Origin of the sequence: Arthrobacter sp. SLBN-53, from assembly GCF_006715585.1 — a bacterium.
GTDB lineage: Bacteria > Actinomycetota > Actinomycetes > Mycobacteriales > Mycobacteriaceae > Mycobacterium > Mycobacterium neoaurum_A.
In genome coordinates this window covers 5,220,710-5,239,658 of record NZ_VFNN01000001.1, presented here as the reverse complement: position 1 = coordinate 5,239,658, position 18,949 = coordinate 5,220,710, and the positions used below count along the sequence as shown (strand labels likewise).

The 18,949-nt window shown below is 67.7% G+C and carries 15 protein-coding genes; 6 read left to right on the top strand and 9 right to left on the bottom strand.

The features are described from left to right. The first annotated feature begins 49 nt into the window (after positions 1-49). Complete coding sequence (locus tag FBY28_RS25090; RefSeq protein ID WP_141869851.1) at positions 50-973, top strand: asparaginase; 924 nt, start codon at positions 50-52, stop codon at positions 971-973. 3 nt (positions 974-976) lie between these two features. Here the strand turns inward: FBY28_RS25090 and FBY28_RS25085 are convergent, their stop codons facing one another. Continuing rightward, on the bottom strand, positions 977-2,317 hold the full coding sequence (locus tag FBY28_RS25085) for a DNA polymerase IV (protein WP_174241746.1): 1,341 nt from the start codon (positions 2,315-2,317) through the stop codon (positions 977-979). 57 nt (positions 2,318-2,374) lie between these two features. Here FBY28_RS25085 and FBY28_RS25080 point away from each other — a divergent pair, with 57 nt between their 5' ends. Next, positions 2,375-2,587 carry an RNA-binding S4 domain-containing protein gene (locus FBY28_RS25080; RefSeq protein WP_141869850.1) on the top strand — a complete coding sequence of 71 codons (213 nt, stop codon included), beginning with the start codon at positions 2,375-2,377 and terminating at the stop codon, positions 2,585-2,587. Between the two features lie 6 nt (positions 2,588-2,593). Here FBY28_RS25080 and ileS read toward each other — a convergent pair whose 3' ends face one another. Continuing rightward, a complete protein-coding gene (gene ileS / locus FBY28_RS25075) occupies positions 2,594-5,770 on the bottom strand; it encodes an isoleucine--tRNA ligase (RefSeq protein ID WP_141869849.1) in 3,177 nt (1,058 codons plus the stop codon). A 231-nt stretch (positions 5,771-6,001) separates the two neighbouring features. Then, positions 6,002-6,736: a hypothetical protein gene (locus FBY28_RS25070; RefSeq protein ID WP_141869848.1), complete on the bottom strand. Its 735-nt coding sequence runs from the start codon at positions 6,734-6,736 to the stop codon at positions 6,002-6,004. A gap of 134 nt (positions 6,737-6,870) precedes the next feature. Between FBY28_RS25070 and FBY28_RS25065 the strand changes: the two genes are divergently transcribed. Beyond that, positions 6,871-7,248 (top strand): XRE family transcriptional regulator, encoded by a 378-nt coding sequence (locus tag FBY28_RS25065; protein ID WP_141869847.1) that lies wholly within the window; start codon positions 6,871-6,873, stop codon positions 7,246-7,248. 88 nt (positions 7,249-7,336) lie between these two features. Next, the gene (locus FBY28_RS25060) at positions 7,337-8,071 is read left to right on the top strand and encodes a hypothetical protein (protein ID WP_141869846.1); all 735 of its coding nucleotides are present in this window, start codon (positions 7,337-7,339) and stop codon (positions 8,069-8,071) included. A 40-nt stretch (positions 8,072-8,111) separates the two neighbouring features. Here the strand turns inward: FBY28_RS25060 and FBY28_RS25055 are convergent, their stop codons facing one another. After that, positions 8,112-9,347, bottom strand: a complete 1,236-nt coding sequence (locus tag FBY28_RS25055) for an Rv1490 family membrane protein (protein WP_141869845.1) — start codon at positions 9,345-9,347, stop codon at positions 8,112-8,114. A gap of 108 nt (positions 9,348-9,455) precedes the next feature. Here FBY28_RS25055 and FBY28_RS25050 point away from each other — a divergent pair, with 108 nt between their 5' ends. Then, positions 9,456-10,727 (top strand): glycosyltransferase, encoded by a 1,272-nt coding sequence (locus tag FBY28_RS25050; RefSeq protein WP_141869844.1) that lies wholly within the window; start codon positions 9,456-9,458, stop codon positions 10,725-10,727. Positions 10,728-10,770: 43 nt separating this feature from the next. Beyond that, positions 10,771-11,556, top strand: coding sequence for a GAP family protein (locus FBY28_RS25045; protein WP_141869843.1), 786 nt, complete (start codon positions 10,771-10,773; stop codon positions 11,554-11,556). Positions 11,557-11,565: 9 nt separating this feature from the next. On the opposite strand, the gene FBY28_RS25040 is transcribed toward FBY28_RS25045, so the two are convergent. From FBY28_RS25040 to FBY28_RS25020, 5 genes are read right to left on the bottom strand one after another with little or no spacing between them, the layout of a single operon-like run. Continuing rightward, a complete protein-coding gene (locus tag FBY28_RS25040) occupies positions 11,566-12,897 on the bottom strand; it encodes a hypothetical protein (protein WP_141869842.1) in 1,332 nt (443 codons plus the stop codon). Between the two features lie 3 nt (positions 12,898-12,900). Beyond that, positions 12,901-14,652, bottom strand: coding sequence for an AMP-binding protein (locus FBY28_RS25035; RefSeq protein ID WP_141869841.1), 1,752 nt, complete (start codon positions 14,650-14,652; stop codon positions 12,901-12,903). 56 nt (positions 14,653-14,708) lie between these two features. Then, positions 14,709-16,079 (bottom strand): WS/DGAT/MGAT family O-acyltransferase, encoded by a 1,371-nt coding sequence (locus FBY28_RS25030; protein ID WP_141869840.1) that lies wholly within the window; start codon positions 16,077-16,079, stop codon positions 14,709-14,711. 14 nt (positions 16,080-16,093) lie between these two features. Beyond that, complete coding sequence (locus FBY28_RS25025) at positions 16,094-17,458, bottom strand: condensation domain-containing protein (protein WP_141869839.1); 1,365 nt, start codon at positions 17,456-17,458, stop codon at positions 16,094-16,096. A 31-nt stretch (positions 17,459-17,489) separates the two neighbouring features. Next, positions 17,490-18,926, bottom strand: a complete 1,437-nt coding sequence (locus tag FBY28_RS25020; protein ID WP_141869838.1) for a condensation domain-containing protein — start codon at positions 18,924-18,926, stop codon at positions 17,490-17,492. Between the last annotated feature and the right edge of the window lie 23 nt (positions 18,927-18,949).

Genomic DNA, 18,949 nt, shown 5'->3' with positions numbered 1-18,949 from the left:
GCCGCCATGCCGTCCTGATCTGCCGTGACGATGGTGGACAATCGCAGCCATGTCCGCCATCACCGTCATCAGCACCGGCGGCACCATCGCGACCAGTGCCGGGACCGACGGGGTGGCGCGTCCCACCCGCAGCGGGGCCGACCTGACGACCGGTCTCGACGTACGGGTGCGTGAGTTGATGGCCGTGGACAGCTCGGCGCTCGGTCCCCCCGACTGGGACCGGATGGCCGCCGCGGTCCGGGAGGAGGGCACCCGGCCAGACTGCGGCGGGATCGTCATCACCCACGGCACCGACACCATGGAGGAGACGGCCCTGTGGCTGCAGCTGACCCATGACGGTCCGGTGCCGGTGGTGTTGACCGGGGCTCAGCGCAGTGCCGATGCCCCCGACGCCGACGGTCCGGCCAATCTGCGCGACGCCATCGCCGTCGCGCGGTCCGGCCCGGCAGCGGTCCTGGTCAGCTTCGCCGGGACCATCTGGCAACCGTTGGGGTTGTACAAGTCCGCCACCGAGGACCTGTCCGGGTTCACCGGGACCGCGGTGGGCTCGGTACGCGACGGGCGCGTCGAGATGTCCGGGCCGTCGCGTGGCCCGCGGTTCGCGGCATTGCGCGCTGCCGCCGCGCCGCGGGTGGACATCATCGCCGCCTATCCGGGCGCGGATGCGGTCGGTATCGATGCCTGCGTGGCGGCCGGGGCGCGCGGGATCGTCCTGGAGGCCCTCGGTGCGGGCAATGCCGGGGCCGCCGTGATCGACGGGGTCCGCCGTGCGGTGCGCGCCGGTGTCACCGTCGCCGTCGGCACCAGGGTCCCCGGTGGCCGGGTGCGCCCGGTGTATGGGCCGGGCCGCGAGCTGACCGACGCCGGGGCCGTGCCGGTGCCCGGTCTGCGCCCGGCCCAGGCGCGGGTGCTGCTGATGGCCGCGCTGGCCGCCGGCGCAGCGGTCGACGATGTCTTCGCCCGGTGGGGCTGATGGTCAGGCCGGGTCGAGGGTGTCCAGATAGGCGCGCCAGTCCAGGCTGTCGATCGGGTCGGCCCGGCTGAGATCTGGCAGATCTGCCGGGAACGTGCGCGCGATCCCCGGCCCGGATGCCCGGGTCTCGAACCGCACCGTCATCACCCCGTGCCCGGCACCCTGCACCCACCCGTGACCGTGCTCGGTGTGCCGCACGTCGTCACCGATGCGCCACGGCGCCGGTCCGGGGAGCACCGGCGCCGTGGTGCGGCTGTCGGGTACCTCCTCGTCGACGAGGTCCAGATCGGGAAACAGCGATTCCTGCTGTACATCGGAAAGCCCCGAAAAGCCTATGCCGACAAGGCGGATGGGCCCCACCTCGATCGGATCGAGCAGGAGCCGACGGGCGGTGGCCACCAGGGTCGCGGCGTCGGTGCTGGCATACGGCAGCGTCGCCGAGCGGGTCAGGGTCGCCATATCGGACTTCTTCAGCTTCACCGTCACGGTGCGCGCACCCCGGCCGTCCTTGAGCAGACGCCGGTGCGCGTGCTCACCGATCGTGGTGATCGCGTCGCGGAGTTGATCGAGGGTGCGCAGATCCTCGGCGAAGGTGGATTCGGCGCTGATCTGCTTTGCCGGGGCGTTCTCGGCCACCGGGCGGTCGTCGATGCCGCGGGCCAGCCGGTGCAGCGCGGGGCCGACCGTGGCGCCCAGCACGTCGGCGACCTCACCGTCGCTGAGCGCGGCGAACGCCCCGATGGTCTCGATACCGAGCCTGCGCAGCCGGTCCTCTGCCACCGGGCCGATACCCCAGAGTTTGCGGACCGGCAGGGCCGAGAGCAGCGCCCGCTCGTCGGCACGCCCGACGACCCGGATACCGTCCGGTTTGGCCAGCCCGGAGGCGATCTTGGCGACCTGTTTACCCGAGCCCGCCCCCACCGACGCGATCAGCCCGGTCTCGGCCAGCACCCGGGAACGCAGGGTTTCGCAGAATTCCTCGACCTCGGCCACGGCGGCGCCGGCCAGTTCGGCCGGTTCGCCGAACGCCTCGTCGAAGGACAGCTGTTCCAGCACCGGCACGACCGACCGAACGGTGGCGAAGACCCGCCGGCTGGCGGTCCCGTACACCGCGCCGCGCGGCGGTAGGACCACGGCCCCGGCACCGACGAGCCTGCGTGCCTGATGCATGGGCATCGCCGAGCGCGCCCCGAAGACCCGCGCCTGGTAGCTGGCACCGGCCACGACGCCGCGGCCGCCGAGGCCACCGACCAGAACCGGACGATGACGCAGGGTGGGCCTGGTCAACTGTTCGACGGAGGCGAAGAACGCATCCATGTCCAGATGCAGAACCCACCGATGCACACCTGGATGCTAGGCGCACGGTCCGACGGCACGACCACACGCCACTACCCTGGCGGCATGGACAACGTGCCGATCCGCGACGGGTCGATCCGATTGGGGCAGTTCCTCAAGTTGGCCGGGTTGATCGACAGCGGCGCGGATGCCAAATCGGTGATAGCCGAGGGCCTGGTCACGGTCAACGGTGAGGTCGATCTGCGCCGCGGCCGCCAGCTGCACCCCGGTGACGAGGTGTCCTTCGCCGACAGGTCGGCCCGGGTCACGGCGGACTGAGGCGGCTCACGCCTTGGCGATGGTCACCAGCACGCCCTCGCCGACATCATGGCCGTCGACGACCTCGCCGAAGTCGAAGTCCGTCGCCAGGATCTCACCGGCGATCAGATCGCGGTGGGTGGCCGCCCATTCGGCGAATTCCGCAGGCACCGACATGCGCACCGCGATGCGGTCGGAGACGTCAAGACCGGTGGTCTTACGCAGCTCCTGCAGCTCACGGATGCGGTCCTTGGCCCAGCCTTCGGCCTCCAGTTCCGGGGTCACGTTTCCGTCCAACACCACCAGGCCGGCACCGTCGGGCAACGCCGCGGTCCATTCCGGGTCCGCGGCAACGAGTTTGGAGGTGAACTCGGTGGGCAGCAAGGTCGCGGGCCCGGCGGTGAGCGTGCCATCGTCGTTGAGCACACCCTCGCCGGCCTTGACCGCCTTGATGGCCGCCTGCACGTCCTTGCCGATCCGCGGGCCCGCGGCGCGGGCGTTGACTGCCAGCTCGAACCGGCCGTAGGTGTCGATCTCGTCGCTGAGCTCGACGGCCTTGACGTTCAGCTCGTCGGCGATCAGGTCCACGAACGGCTGCAGGCTGTCCGGATTCTGAACCGCGACAGTCAGTTTGGGAAGCGGCAGCCGCACCCGCAGCTTCTTGGCCTTGCGCAGCGAGGAGCCCGTCGAGCACACCTCGCGCACCTGGTCCATGGCGGCCACCAGATCGGGATCGGCGGGCAGCTCATCGGCCGACGGCCAGTCCGTCAGGTGCACCGACCGCTGTCCCGTCACCCCGCGCCAGATGACCTCCGACACCAGCGGCAGCAGCGGAGCGGCCAACCGCCCGGTCACCTCCAGCACCGTGTGCAGGGTGTCGATCGCGTCGGCATCCTCCTCCCAGAACCGCGAACGCGACCGTCGCACATACCAATTGGTCAAGGCCTCGGTGAACTGCCGCAGCTGGTCACACGCGCCGGAGATATCGCAGACGTCCAACGAGGCGGTCAACGCGTCACGCAGGGCGGCGAGCTTGGCCAGGATGTAACGGTCGAGCACATGGGTTGAATCGGTGCGCCAGGTGCCCTTGGCCGGGGCGTACAGGGTCAGGAAGGTGTAGGCGTTCCAGAACGGCAACTGCACCTGCCGCACACCCTCGCGGATGCCCTGCTCGGTGACGATCAGATTCCCACCACGCAGGATCGGTGAGGCCATCAGGAACCAGCGCATGGCATCAGAGCCGTCGCGGTCGAAAACCTCCGACACGTCCGGGTAGTTGCGCAGCGACTTGCTCATCTTCTGGCCGTCGTTACCCAGCACGATGCCGTGCGAGACACAGGTTTTGAACGCCGGCCGGTCGAACAAGGCGGTGGAGAGCACATGCATGGTGTAGAACCAGCCGCGGGTCTGCCCGATGTACTCGACGATGAAATCACCGGGGAAATGGGCTTCCTCGGTGCCGTCCGGACCACTGGCACCGTCGAACCACTTCTGGTTCTCGAACGGGTAGTGCACCTGCGCATAGGGCATCGACCCGGAGTCGAACCAGACGTCGAGCACGTCCTCGATGCGCCGCATGGTCGATTTGCCGGTCGGGTCATCGGGATTGGGGCGGGTCAGCTCGTCGATGAACGGTCGGTGCAGGTTGTCCGGGCGTACCCCGAAATCGCGTTCGAGCTCGTCGAGGCTGCCGTACACGTCGGTGCGCGGGTAGGCGGGGTCATCGGAAACCCACACCGGGATGGGTGTGCCCCAGTAGCGGTTTCGCGAGATGGACCAGTCCCGCGCGTTCGAGAGCCACTTGCCGAACTGGCCGTCCTTGACATGTTCGGGGTACCAGGTGATCTGCTGATTGAGCTCCACCATCCGGTCCCGAAACTGCGTCACCTTGACAAACCAGGACGACACCGCCCGATAGATCAGCGGGTTACGGCAGCGCCAGCAGTGCGGATAGGAGTGTTCGTAGGTCTCGTGCCGCAGCAGCACCGGCGCATTCACCGCCGCGGGCCCGGTGCCGTTCTTGAGGTCCTTGATGATCTGCGGGTTCGCCTCGAACACCTGCAGGCCGGCGTAATCGGGCACGCTGGCGTCGAACCGGCCCTTGGAATCGACCGGGGTGACCGCCACGATATCGGCGGTATCGGCGGTCGCCTTGTCGTCCTCGCCATAGGCCGGGGCCATGTGCACCAGCCCGGTGCCGTCCTCGGTGCTGACGAAATCGCCGCCGAGCACCTGGAAGGAGTTCCGCGCGGCATCGGAGTCGACGAAGTAGGCGAACGGCGGTAGGTAGCGCGTGCCGAGCAACTGTTCACCGAGGAAGGTCGCGACGACGACCGGTTCTTCACCCAGTTCGCGGGCGTAGGCACCGAGGCGGGCTTCGGCGAGGACGAAACGGTGTCCGTCGGGACCGTCGACCACCACGTAGGAGACGCCGGGATTGACCGCCACGGCCTGATTCGACGGCAGCGTCCACGGCGTGGTGGTCCAGATCAGCAGGTAGGCGCCGGCCAAGCCGGATTCGGCATCGTCGGTGATCCGAAATCCGACGGTCAGCGCGGGGTCCTGGCGACTCTGGTAGACGTCATCGTCCATCCGCAGCTCGTGGTTGGACAACGGGGTCTCGTCATTCCAGCAGTACGGCAACACGCGGTTGCCCTGGTAGGCAAGACCCTTGTCCCACAACTGTTTGAACGCCCAGATGGTGGACTCCATGAAGTCCGGGTCCATCGTCTTGTAGTCGTTGTCGAAGTCGACCCAGCGGGCCTGGCGGGTGACGTAGGCGCGCCACTCACCCGCATACTTCATCACCGAGGCGCGGCAGGCGTCGTTGAACTTCTCGATGCCGAGCTCTTCGATCTGGCTCTTGTCGGTGATACCGAGCTGGCGTTGCACCTCCAACTCGGCGGGCAGACCGTGGGTATCCCAGCCGAACCGCCGATCCACCTTGTATCCGCGCATGGTGCGGTAGCGCGGGACGATGTCCTTGACGTAGCCGGTGAGCAGGTGGCCGTAGTGCGGAAGGCCGTTGGCGAATGGTGGGCCGTCGTAGAACACATACTCCGGCGCGCCGTCTCGGCGGGCGATACTGGCCCGGAAGGTGTCGTCGGCACCCCAGTAGTCGAGAACTTCGGCTTCCAGCGCCGGAAAGTTGGGGGTTCCGGCGGCCGGCTTGGGGTAAGCGGCCGAATTCGGGTCAGCGGTCACTGCGTCTCCTGTGTGCCCAGCGATTCAGGCACGGGGACGAACGTCGCGCCGGTGCGCGAGCCCGCGGTACCACCCCGCTTGCGGACCACGCGGATCCGCCGCTCAACTACAGGCGATGACGGGCCTGCCCGTCCGGTTCTACTGGGGCGGGATCACAGAGGATACAGCCCGTTCTTCCGGAGACTCCCCGGTGATGGCCGGATCTGCGTCGTTGACTACGGAGTCTAACGCTCAGGCGGCGTCGATCTCCTCCGGGACCGCCTCCGAGGTGATCTCGATGAGAGCCTGCGGGAACTGCTCGGTCAGCTCCTCGATCGTGTACGCCTCGAAGCGTCGGGTGTCGTACCAGAAGTCGATCTGCACCAGCCCGTTGCAGCGGTAGGCGCGCAGTTCCAGCGCATGCCCGGCCAGCGGCTCGTCGGGCGAGACGGGGCCGGCGCACCGGAAGGACAGGTCGGCCGGCGGCTGCTCGTCATGTCGCCCGGTCGAAGCGACCAGCGCCGAGCAGACGTGCGCGATCATCTCGGTGGCATCCAGCTCGGCGGGCATCACGCAATCCAGGGCGATGATGTGCGCGTCGACGTCCACGGCCAGGACGCCGCGACCGATGGTGCGCGCCACTGCCCTACCGAGGGCGGCGATCAGGATTTTGCCGTTCAGGATGCCCAGGTGGGCCGCCGCGCCGTCGAGTTCGGCACTGAGTACCGGCGGCAGTTCCAGGCCGACACGGCGAAGATCCGATTCGGCGGGCAGCCCGTCGGCCTCGTAGTCGGTCAGTGTCAGCGTCGCTGCGATATCCCGCGCCTGACCGACAACCAGATCGAAGCCGGCGGTCGATATGTCCGGCGCCGACGGCAGTGATGTCGCGAATTCGGACACCTCGGGTGCAGCGAGCACGTCTGCGGCAAGAACGTCTGCGGAAAAAGAGTCGACGCGAACCCGATCCTGGAACAGCGGAGCAACCATGTGACAGAGACTACAGTCGGATTCCCAGAATTGGGACATCACTCCCGAAAGTCTGACACCCCTGTCAATTAAAGGCCAGATGTCCACCGAACGGTTGCTGGCCCTCAGCGATGGGAAAGGGTTATTGTCGGTGGGTGCCCCGTACAGATGAGAACGGCCGCCAGCTGAAAGCCCTGCTTGATTACCTGCTGGACGGGGATGTCGAGGCCAAGGACATCTATGACGCGTTGGACATCTCCAGCAGCACCTATTACCGCCGGATCAAAGAGGTCAGCTACCCCGATGCCGAAGAGTTGCGCCGCATCGCCGACCGGTTCGCGCTGAGTTATCCCGACCTGCAGATCCGATTCGGCCTGATGAGCAGGCAAGAGGTGTGGAACTACATCGAGTCGACGCCGTTCACCGTCACCGCGGTCGCCGAGTCCGTTCGCGAGCAGACCATCACCCAGCAACACGCCCGCCCGAAAAAGCTCTCCGAATTACGCCCACGTAGCGACGCGCCGCCCCTCTAACGGTTAGAATTTGCTGGCAGTTATCCGGTATTGCGCACGCGATACCGGTTTCTACGGCCGCTTTCTACATCCATAAAGGCGCACCACGATGGAAATCACCGCACTGATCGCGATCACACTGATGTGCATCGCGTGGAGCCTGTGGATCCGCCGCGTCACGTGGTCGTGTCGCTGGGAGGTGGCCGCCACCCTCAACATCGCACTCCAGGGCGGTGCCATCCTGCTGATGTCGCCGTGGGCTTCGGAGACCATCGGCAGGGTCCTGCACTCGTGGACCGGGATGTGGAATCTGGAGGATTTCATCGGCCACGACATGTACATCGTGGCCGCATCGGCCATCGTCTACAACGCGCTGGGCCGTTTGCAGGACGACCACTCCATGCAGCGCGCCTTCAAGCAATACGTCGAGTATCCCGCCACGCTCTGCATCCCGTTGCTGCTGGCCACGTTCGCCATGAGCAGCGCGCACGACGTCTACGCCCGCGACTTCTTCGCCGCACCCACCGACGGGTGGCTGGCCGCGTATTGGACCATGCTCTGCGGCCTGCTGATCTACCTGCTGGTCTACGGTGCGCGCGCACTGCTGGTGCTGCGCAAGGATCCGAGGTCGCGTCGGGTCGCCAACATCTACCTGGCCGCCTGCGCCAGCGGCATCATCGCGTGCACGATCCGCATCGCCACCGCGATCTGGCCGGCGGCGCTCGATCTGGAGCGCGGTGTGCTGGTGTGGATCTTCGCCTGCGGTTGCGGCGCCGGCTTCGCGATCTCCTCGGCGCATTCCTGGCGCATCAAGACGAAATGGTTCAGCAAGGCCAACCGCTGAGGCCCGCAGATCCCATCAGTACAGATCACATCAGCACGGATCACATCGGTACCGGCGCCCCGAATCCCGGGATGATGCCGATCGGCACCAACGCCAGCACGAGGGCGAGGACCGTGAGCACCTTCACCGAGCGAGGCGTCGGGGGCTGATCGATCTCGGCACGTCGACTCACGAACAGCAGGAACACGATGGCGAGGTCGAAGGCGATGATGACCCACCATCGGATCCAGTCCACGCCGGTCAGGAACACCGGCAGGATCAGTACCAGCCCGACGGCGACCGCGACTCGCTGCGCCGACAAGGCTTCGCGGAACCGTGCCACCGACACGCCGGACACCTCGGCGATGAGGCCCATCGACACGGCAAGCACCACGACGCCGTAGATGGTCGATCCCAGCAGCGCCACCACGCCGATGCTGGCGACGAAGCCCAGCGCATCGCCGAAGCTCTGGTCGAACAGCGGCAGGATCGCCCGGCACATCCAGTCGTGATAATCGACCTCGTAGCGGAACCCACGCAGCAGCTGCCCCGGTGTCGGATTCCCGGCCAGCGGATGATTCATCACGCCGTGCGGCACCACCTCGCACAGCGCCGCCGACTTCCCACGAGCACCGAACAACGACACCGTCAGAGCCGCCACGATTCCGGGACCCAGGGCCAGCGCCGCACACAGGCGCAGGACGCCGGTACCGAGATGTGCCGACAGCACCACCAGCGCCACGATCGCGCCGAGCCCGAACAGGAAGACCGTTGCCTCGTGGATCAGGGTCAGCACCACCGTGACCGCCCCGTACACCGCCGAGCTGATGATCACCGCGCGACGGGTGGTGACCACGGCCAGGGCGACCGCGAACACGGCCAGCGCCGCGGCGCCGAGAAGATCTGTACGCGCCGAGAACACACCGAAGGCAAAACCGAAGGGCAGCACGGGAATCAGGAGTGCCAGCAACCACCTGCGATCGGATCGGCCGCTGCGCACCGCGACGAACCAGGCCACCGCGGCAAGGCCGAGGGCGAACAGCACCGTCGGAATCCAGCGCAGCACCGCCAACGCGCCGAAGTACCGCTCGTCGGGGAAGAGGTTGACGATCTCGCCGGCCAGGCCGCGCCGGATGAAGCCCTGCGAATAGTCGACGGAGAAGTAGGAGTACCAGTAACCGTCCGGGACGAACCTCGCCGCGACCAGCACGAGCACCGTGGCCCACACCAACAGCAGGACACCGAACGTCAGGTAGTAGCGGCGGCTGGGGCCGGTGCTGACCGCGCTGCTCGTCATCTGGCCCCTTCTGAAATTATGGCGGCCCGTGCCGCCTGACGCGGCGAGTATATAGTCTGTCGGCGTGCCGACCGGATGCCACGGTGCGCCGTTCGACGACGGCGACCGATGAAGATCGCGATCACCATCCACGGCACCCGCGGCGACGTCGAACCGTGTGCGGCCGTGGCTCTTGAGCTTCAGCGCCGCGGACACGAGGTGCCGATGGCGGTGCCGCCGAATCTGGTCGGGTTCGTCGAGTCGGTCGGGCTGTCCGCCGTCGGCTACGGCCCCGATTCGCAGAAGCAGCTCGAAGGCGACGTCTTCGAGCGCCCCGACGCGCTCACCGCAGCCACTCCGGCGGACTGGATGCGACTGGGTAATCCCCTCAACGCGGTGCGTAGGGCCAGGGCCGCGGCCACCCGCGGTTGGGAAGAGATGAGCCGGACACTGCTGTCGCTGGCCAGCGACGCGGATCTGATCGTGACCGGTACCGCCTATCAGGAGATCGCTGCCAACATCGCCGAGTCCCGCGGACTTCCGCTCGCCGAGGTGCATTACTTCCCGGTGCGTGCCACCAGCGAACTGCTGCCGGTGCGGGTACCGAAGGCGATGCTCGCCGCGGGGTATGCGGCAGGTTCATGGGTGCATTGGCAACTGCTGCGACCGGCCGAGGCCCGCCAGCGCGCGGAGTTGGGTCTGCCGCCGGCGAAGAACTCACCGGTGACCCGCATCGTCTCCGGTGGCGCGCTGGAGATCCAGGCCTACGATCCGGTGTTCTTCCCCGGGCTGGCCGCCGAATGGGGCGAGCGGCGCCCCCTCATCGGGGCCATGACATTGCAGAAGTCCACCGGGGTGGACCGGGAGGTGAGTTCGTGGATCGCGGGCGGCAGCCCGCCGATCTACTTCGGGTTCGGCAGTATGCCGCTGGACTCCCCCGCCGAGGCGGTGCGCATGATCAGCGATGTCTGCGCCGAGCTGGGTGAGCGCGCGCTGATCTGCGCGGGCTTCTCGGCGTTCGACGAGACCGCGCCCACCGACTCCGTCTTGGTCGTGCCCGCGGTCAACCATTCGGCGGTGTTCCCGTCGTGCCGCGCCGTCGTCCACCACGGTGGTGCCGGAACGACCGCCGCCGGCCTGCGCGCCGGGATCCCCACCCTGGTGTTGTGGGTGGCCGCCGAACAACCACTGTGGGGCAAACAGGTCGAGCGTCTCGGCGTCGGCGCCTACCGTCGTTTCTCCGCCACCACGCGGGACTCCCTGCTCGCCGACCTGCGCACCGTGCTGGCGCCGGGCGTCACCGAGAGCGCGCGTTTGCTCGCCGGAAGGATGCGCCCGGCATCGCAGAGCGTCGGGACTGCCGCCGACCTGCTCGAGGAGGCGGCGCGCACCGGCGGGTGACGCAAGTTGCCGACGGCGAACCCAAACGGTACCGTTTGCGCTCGTGTGGACGACCGTTGTGCTGCTCGGCCTCACCGTCAGCATCGAACCCACACGCCTCGGGTTGATCGCACTGTTGCTGACCAGACGGCATCCCATCCGACACCTCATCGTCTTCCAGTGCACCGGGCTGACCATCAGCCTCAGCGTCGGACTGACCGTCCTGTTCGTCTTCCACCGCAGTTTCCTGGGCGACAGCAACATTCACCCCGCCCCACTCCAGATCGCCTTCGGCGCGGTGCTGGTGCTGCTTGGTGCGGTACTGGCCTCGAAGATCCCGCTGGACCGGTTCCGGCCGAAGGACAAGATCCCAGCCGGTGGTGGCGAGCCCGCCGCGGTCGACGGCGCGGGCGATCACGGTGCGGGCCATGAAGGTTCGGGGCATGAAGAGGTCGTCGCCGATGTGGTCGCCGAAGCCACACCGCCGCGCCGGCGGACGCGGTTCCTCGCCCGGATCCGCCAGTTCCTCAAGAGTGAGTCGCCGGTGTTCGCGGCGTCCATCGGTGCCGCGACGGCGATGCCGAGTATCGACTATTTCGCGTTGCTCGCGATCATCATCGCGTCCCAAACCCCGCCGCTGGAGCAGGGATTGGCGCTGCTGACCTTCCTGCTGCTGGCCGGGTGGGCCGCGACGTTGCCGATGCTGAGCTTCATCGTGGCGCCGGAGAAGACCCGGACATGGGTGCAGCAGATGAACGCGTGGGTGCGCAGCCGAACCCGCAAGCAGGCGGGTGTTTTCGTCGCGGTCGTCGGCGTGATCCTGATCGGGCTCGGCATCACCGGACTGTGACCGGACGGACTACAGCTCGACCAGCCCGGTGAGTCCGAAGTCCGCGTAGGCCGCCGAGACCAGTTCGCGCAACGCTGCTTTCGAATTCGGCCCGTGCACCGACCAGGCGGATACCGAGACCCCGAACCGTCCCCTGGCCCGGATTCCGCCCAACACGAGTTGGCCACCGATCCGGTTGAGCTCCCTGCTGGTCACATTGGGCTCCACACCGCGCATCAACACGAAATCCGCGGGGGTACCGTCGGGACAGCTGAACGCGTCCTCGGGCTCGCCGAGATTCGAGCAGCCGATCGGATCGTTGACCGCGAGCACCATGCCCTCCAGCCGACGCAGGACGACCTTGGGGGTGAACGGGGTGAGCGGCAGCGGGCCGGTCAATTTCACCGAGGTCTGCGCCGACTCCGCGAGTGCCTGCCGCATGGCGGCGCGGACCCCGCCCAGATCGCCCAGCACCTCGTCCGGGTCGGCCGTCATCGACACCGATACCAGCGCATTGGCCCTGGTATCACCGGCAGTACGCTCGCTCACCGGCCAGGACAGGTTCGCCCGGCCTGCCGAGTTCAACCGGCCCAGGCGTGCACCGATTCGGGCCGCGAGTCCGGCGAACAGCGAATTGCTACTGCCGCCAAGCCGTTTCGCGCAGGCATCCCACTGATCGAGATCGACGAACGTGATCACCGACGGCGGAACCATCGGTACGTCGTCGCCGGGCGGCACGTCCCCGGCGGCCTTGATCGACGTCGTGAGGTCTGCGCGCTCGGCCCTGGCGACCCGGGCCGAGGCCACCACCGCGGCGGCCACCTCCGGAACAGCGGCCAGTGTCTGGCGGGCGTCCTGAGCGAAAGCCCTTCGGCGCGGCCGGGATCCGGGCGGTGGGTAACCCAGATCGTGCCGCACACCGTTCACGGCGTCGGTGACGGCGGAGATGAACCCGAGGCCGTCGACCAGGGAGTGCGAGGCGGTGAGGCTGACCGCTGCGCCACCGTCGACCAACGGCTGCACCGCCAGCCGCCATCCCGGGCCGCGTTCCGGATCTATCGGCACCGCGAGCCGGCCGTTGGCCCAGTCCCCCACCTCGCTGCGGGATATCTCCTGTACCGAGAGGTCGAGTGTCGGCGCGCTGGTGTCGGACACCCACCGGTGCCTGCCGAACGGCAGGACCGATGGTTCGATCCGCCTGCCCAGCAGGCCGTGGCCCAGTTCGCGGCGCAACCGCCGCAGACCGTCGATATCGACCGGCCGCTCATACACCCAGACCGTCTGGACGATCGGGCCGCGGCCGAGGGCCCGCAGCCCCAGGAACGACGCCTGGTCGATATAGGCCAGGGTGTTGTCACCCACCGGTCACACCGTTTGCAGGTTTTCGTCGAGCCGCGCGAACTCGCCGTCACGGTACTTCTGGACACAGGATTGGCGGCGGATCTTGCCGCTGGTGGTGATCGGGATGGCCCCGCGCGGCACCAGCACCAGGTCGGCGGCGGCGATACCGTGCGTCTGCGATACCGCCGATGCCACGGAGCGTTTGATGTCGAGGAGGTTCTCCATCACCTCGGCCTCGGAGTCACCGCGCTTCTTGACCTCGATGATCGCGACGAGCTGCTCGCTGCGGTCCCCGTCGACCGCGATCGCCGCAACCCGGCCACCGGTGATCTCCTGGATGGTCGCCTCGATATCGTCGGGATAGTGGTTGCTGCCGCGCACGATCAGCAGATCCTTGATCCGGCCGATGATGAAGAGCTCACCGTCGGAGAGGAAGCCCAGGTCACCGGTGCGCAACCAGGGGCCCGCGGGCGTGCCCTCGGACGGGTCGGTGATCATCCCGCCGAAGGTGTGCTCGGTCTGTTCGGGCTTGTCCCAGTAGCCGAGGCAGTTGTTCTCACCGTAGGACCAGATCTCGCCGATACTGCCGGCAGGCACCTCGACCAGCGTCTCCGCATCGACGATGCGCACCACGGGGTCCTCGGGGCGGCCGTACCCCACCAGTTTCGTTCCGCTGCCGTCGGCGGTGCGCTCGGCCACCCCGGCGGACAACTTCTCCGGGTCGAAGGACACCACGCTGGGCGGGCCGGGAACGCCGGTCCCCACGAACAGCGTCGCCTCGGCCAGGCCGTACGAGGGCCGGATGACCCCCTCGTCGAAGTTGAACTTGGCGAATCGCTGCGAGAACCGCTTCAGGGTGGCTTCGTGCACCCGCTCGGCGCCGCTGTACACGGCGATCACATCGCTGAGGTCGATACCGTCGAGATCCTCGTCGGTGGTCCGACCGGCCGCCAGTTCGAAGGCGAAGTTCGGGCCGCCGGTGACGACGCGCGGGTAGCTGCCCATCAGCTGGATCCAGCGGGCGGGGCGAGCCAGGAAGGACAGCGGGGTGGTGAACACGGTGCTCCAGCCGCCGAGCACAGGGGCGACGATGCCGAGCAGCAGACCCATGTCGTGATAGAAGGGCAACCACGACACCACGTGAGCGCCCGAGGGTGGCACCTTGCCGAAGTGCGGGAAGAACGCGCACATCATCTGCTCGAAGTTCGAGGTGAGGTTGCGGTGGGTGACCATCACCCCGGCCGGGGTCCGCGTCGATCCGGACGTGTACTGCAGGTACGCGGTCTCGGGCTTCTGCTCACGGCTGGACAGCGACTTGCGCCGGGCCTCCAGATCCAGGGCGTCGACCTCGATGACGGTGGCCGCGGCGGCACCGTCGTCGGTCTTGGCGTACTCGGCGACGGTGGCGGCCACCGACGAGGTGGTCAGGATGATCGCGGGCGTGGAGTCCTTGATCACCGCGGACACCCGCTCGTCATGCTGGCCGACCATCGGCACCGACAGCGGTACCGCGATGATGCCCGCCTCCAGCGAGGCGAGGAAACCGATCACGTACTCCAGGCTCTGCGGTGCCAGGATGACGGCACGGTCGCCGAGCTGACCGATCTGGCGCATCTCGGAGGCCAGGTTGCGGACCCTGCGATACAGCTGGGACCACGTCAGGGTGGTGGCCACGCCATCCCACTCATGGTCGTAATCCATGAAGGTGTACGCGATGTCCTCAGGCTGCAGGCTCGCACGCTCGCGCAGCACGCCGATGAGGTTGGTGTCGGACACGGTGATGCCTTTCTCGGCAATTCTCTTTCGAGAACCAGCTCAATCGGTAAGCAGTATTAAACGAACACGCCGGTGAGGTCGAATTCAGCCAGCGCCTCGGTGGTGAGCGCGCGCAACCGGGACTTCGAGTTCTCCGCCCCGGCCTCATAGGCGACGATGCCGATGATGACCTTGCCATTGAGCCGACCGGACACGACGACCAGCTGACCATCGCCGCTTTCGAGCTCGAACCGCGGGGTGGCCTGGTCGATGCCGAAGAACGATGTGTACTCGGCCTCGGTGCCGTCGACGCTGGCCAGCATCGACGGCAGATCGCCCATGTTGGAGCACACCACCGGCTTGTCGTCGGAGGCGATCATGATGTCGGCGACCTTCTTGACGAGCCGCTTGGGAACCAGCGGCGTCAGCGGCATCAGCTCGAGGATCTCGTCGGGCTGATCCTTGGCGGACTTCAGCGCGTTGCGCAGCGTGGCGCGGGTGCCGCTGAGGTCCTCGGTCAGGTCCGCCGGATCGATCTTGGCGTTCACCAAGGACATCGCGTTGGCCCGGACGTCGGTCTGCGCGGTGCGGTCGCTGATGGCGATCAGCAGCGAGATGTTGCCATCCGAGTTACGCCTGCCCATCCGTTCGCCGAGCTTGGCGCAGATCGCGGCGAGCATCGAGTAACCGTTGCCGCCGAGGGACTCGGCCTTGGCGTCCCACTCCGCCAGATCGACGTAGGCGGTGATGGCGGGGACGATGACGCGCTCGTGCGGATCGGCGATGGCCGGGCGGGCGGGGGCGGCCTTCTGGGTGCCCTCCTGGGCAGCCTCCCGGGCGCCGGCGCGCAGCACCTTGACCGCCTTACGCGCGGCGCGGGCGATGGTCGGGAGTTCGCGGACGGTCTCGCGCAGGTCCTCCACGATCGCGCGGCCGGTCCGCCGCGACAGCGGCGGCGGATAACCGATGTCGATGTTGGCGCCGGCCACCGCCGTGCCGACGGCCAGCAGCGCGGCCACCCCGTCACCCAGGCAGTGCGAACCCACCACCGAGATGGCCGTCACGCCTTCGGTGAAGGATTGCACAGCCATCTGCCAACCCGGTCCATCCTCCGGATCGACCGTGACCTGAGCCCACCGGTCGGCCCAGTCCCCGATCTCCGCGCGCGGCAACGGATCGGTGTTGACGTGCAGCGGTGCGGCCGGGCCGAGCGCGGCCACCCACCGGTATCTGCCGAACGGCAACGGGGATCGTTCGACCCGGCGGCCCGCCATCCCGTAACCGAAGTTGCGGTGGAATCGGCGCACCTGGTCCATGTTCACCGGGTGCTCGTAGACCCAGACCACCTGGATCATCTGCACCCGGCCGGTCGCCCGGTTGGCGCGCACCATCGCCTCGTCCCACAGCGTCAGCCGATTGCCCACGGCGTCGCCGTTGGTGAACTCCACAGACTGTCCCCTCGTTACTCGATCACACCGGACAGCTCGAAGGCGGCCAGCGTCTTGTCCAATTCGGTCCGCAACCATGCGGTGGTGTTCTCCGCGCCCGGCGCATACGCGGCGAACGTCAACACCTCGGCACCGTTGATCCGGCCCGCCACCACGGTGAGCAGCCCGCACCGCTGCTCCAACGCATGCCGGGTGGCCACCCGGTCGATACCCCGCAGGAACACCACATCGGCCGGTGTGCCGTCGATATTCGGCAGGTCCGGGGGCACATCACCCATGTTCGAGCACGACACCGGTAGTTCGGTGGAAAAGCCGAAGGCCACGTCGGCCATCTTGCGCACCACCCGCTTCGGGATGAACGGGGTCAACGGAAGCAGCTTGAGATCGTCGTTGGGCACCTCACGGGCCGCCCGCAGGCCCTCCCGCAGGGCCGCGCGCGCGTCGGCGAGGTCGACGGTGACCTTGGCCGGGTCGATGGCCAGATTGACCAGGATCACCGCGTTGGCCCGGGTGTCATCGTCGCCGGGCCTGCGGTCGCCCTGCGGGATGTTCAGGGTCACCATCCCGTCGGGCCCCACCCGGCCGATCTGCTCGGCGAGTTTGGCGACGAACCCGGCCACCAGCGAATGACCGTTGCCGCCGAGTTCGCCGGCCCGGCGGTCCCAGTCGGTGAGTGCGATGCGAACCGTCGCCGATGGGGTGAAGACCTGCTCATCAGTGCCACTGATCGCGGGTTTGGTGGCCCCGGATGCGGTCAGTTCGTCACGTCGGCGCAGCGCCTGGCGGGCCGCCTCGACCACGGTGCGCCCCACCTCGGGAAGACCGCGCACGGTATCGCGCAGATCGGCGCGCAGCGCCCGGGCACGGGTTCGTGACCTCGGCGGCGGGTAGCCGAAGTCCAGGCGTCGGCGATGGATGGCGTTCACCATCGCCGCCAGGGCACCGCCCCCGTCGCTGACACAGTGCGATATGACGATGCTGACCGCGGTCGCGCCGTCGGTCATGGGCAGCACACCGACATGCCAGGCGGGCCCGTACTCGGGGTCCAGTGGCATGGTCGACCGCTCGTCGATCCAGCGGCCCAGTTCGGCGCGCGGACGCGGTGCGGCGAAGTCGAGCTCGGACTGCGGGCCCAGGGCCGACACCCAGCGGTGCCGACCGAATCGCAGCGCGGACCGTTCGATGCGCCTACCCAGCAGCCCGTACCCGATATGGGCGTGGAATCCGCGGATGGCGTCGAGATCGACGGGACGTTCGTAGATCCACACGATCTGCATGACGGCCTCCTGGCCGGTGGCACGCAGGCCGAGGAACATCGCCTGATCGGTGAAGTCGATCCGGTCGTCCCGCTGCGCCGGCCGTGTGGCGGCACGACTCATCGCGTCGACACCTCCGATGCGAACAGGGCGATCAGGCCGTCTTGAGGTTCAGGCTCGCGGCGTCGGCGCCGATCGGCAGGATCGCGAGATCGCGACCCTCGACGACGCTGACATACACGGCCTTCATCGCCTCCAGATAGCGCAGGACCGATTCGCGGGCGATCGGGTTCGCCGGGAACGCCGCGGTGACGGTGGTCTCGTGTTCGACCCGGTTGACCCACATTCCCACCTGATAGGCGGCGCGGGAGTCACTCCAGATGGTGCCGTTGAGCCGCTGCCATTCGGCGATCACACCGGGCGAGAGCAGCCCGACGTCGAGGTAGGACAGCATCGGCACACCGCCGTTGGGTGCGCGCAGGCCGTGTGATTCCGCACCCAGCTCCAGCACCCGCTCGACCGGGACGTGGGCCAGGTCCAGCCCGCCGTCGAAGGACTCCTGCGCGGCGCGGGCGGTGTTGCCGAAGGTCTCGGTGTCCACCGGGACGGTGATCGGCACCAGGCCGGTGAACCAGCCGGTGGTCATGAACTCCGCGGGCGTGCGCCGGGTCGTGGTCGGCGTGATCACGCGGTAGACGTCGTCACCGGTCAGCGCGGCCTGCGCGATCGCACCGCAGGCGAACACGCCACCGCTGAAGCGGGCACCGGCCGCGATGCAGATGGCCTCGAACCGGTCGCCCTGTTCCTTGTCCAGCAGCGGCAGGGTGATGACATCGCCGGTGTAGGCGACCGAGGGGTCACCCAACGGTAGGGGGAACGTCGGTAACGAGCCGCCGCTGCTGTGCAGGAAGTCGATCCAGCCGGCCACCTCGGGAGAATCCGTGGTCAGCGCCGAGACGTACTCGTGCTGTTCGCGGCAGTAGGTGTCATAGCTGCCGGGCTCGGGCAGCTTGAGCGGGGCAGCACCTTCGACGAGGGCGTTGTACATCATGTGGATCTCGACGAAGGCCAGGCCCATGAACATGGCGTCGGTGTGCACATGGTCGACGCTGATGTACACCGTGAAGTGGTCGGCGCGCTGGATCACTCCGACGTGGAAGCAGTCCCATTCCCACGGGCTGGCGGTGGCCAGGATGTGCTCACGCCACTGCTGGGAGGTCATCTCACCCTGCTCGGTGGCGACGAACTTGATATCGCGCGGATTGGTGAGCGTATGGCGCAGGATCTCGCCCGATTCGGTGTACTCGAACCAGCTGTGGAACGTGTCGTGCCTGCGCAGGTACGCGTTGATGACATGCGTCATGGCACGGACGTCACAGCGTCCGGGGATATCCCAGGACGGGATGTTGAGCCTGGCCATGTCGGTGCCCGCGGCCGAATGCTTGCGGTAGGCCAGCAGGTGCTGTGCCTGCTGGTAGCTGACCGGGACATCACTGACCGGGGCGTCCTTGACCTTGGCCAGGGTCGACCGCGAGGGATGCCAGGAAATCACGGCACCTGGTTCGCCGACCCAGTCATGGATCGGTTTCATCGCTACCACAATCTGTCTCCTGC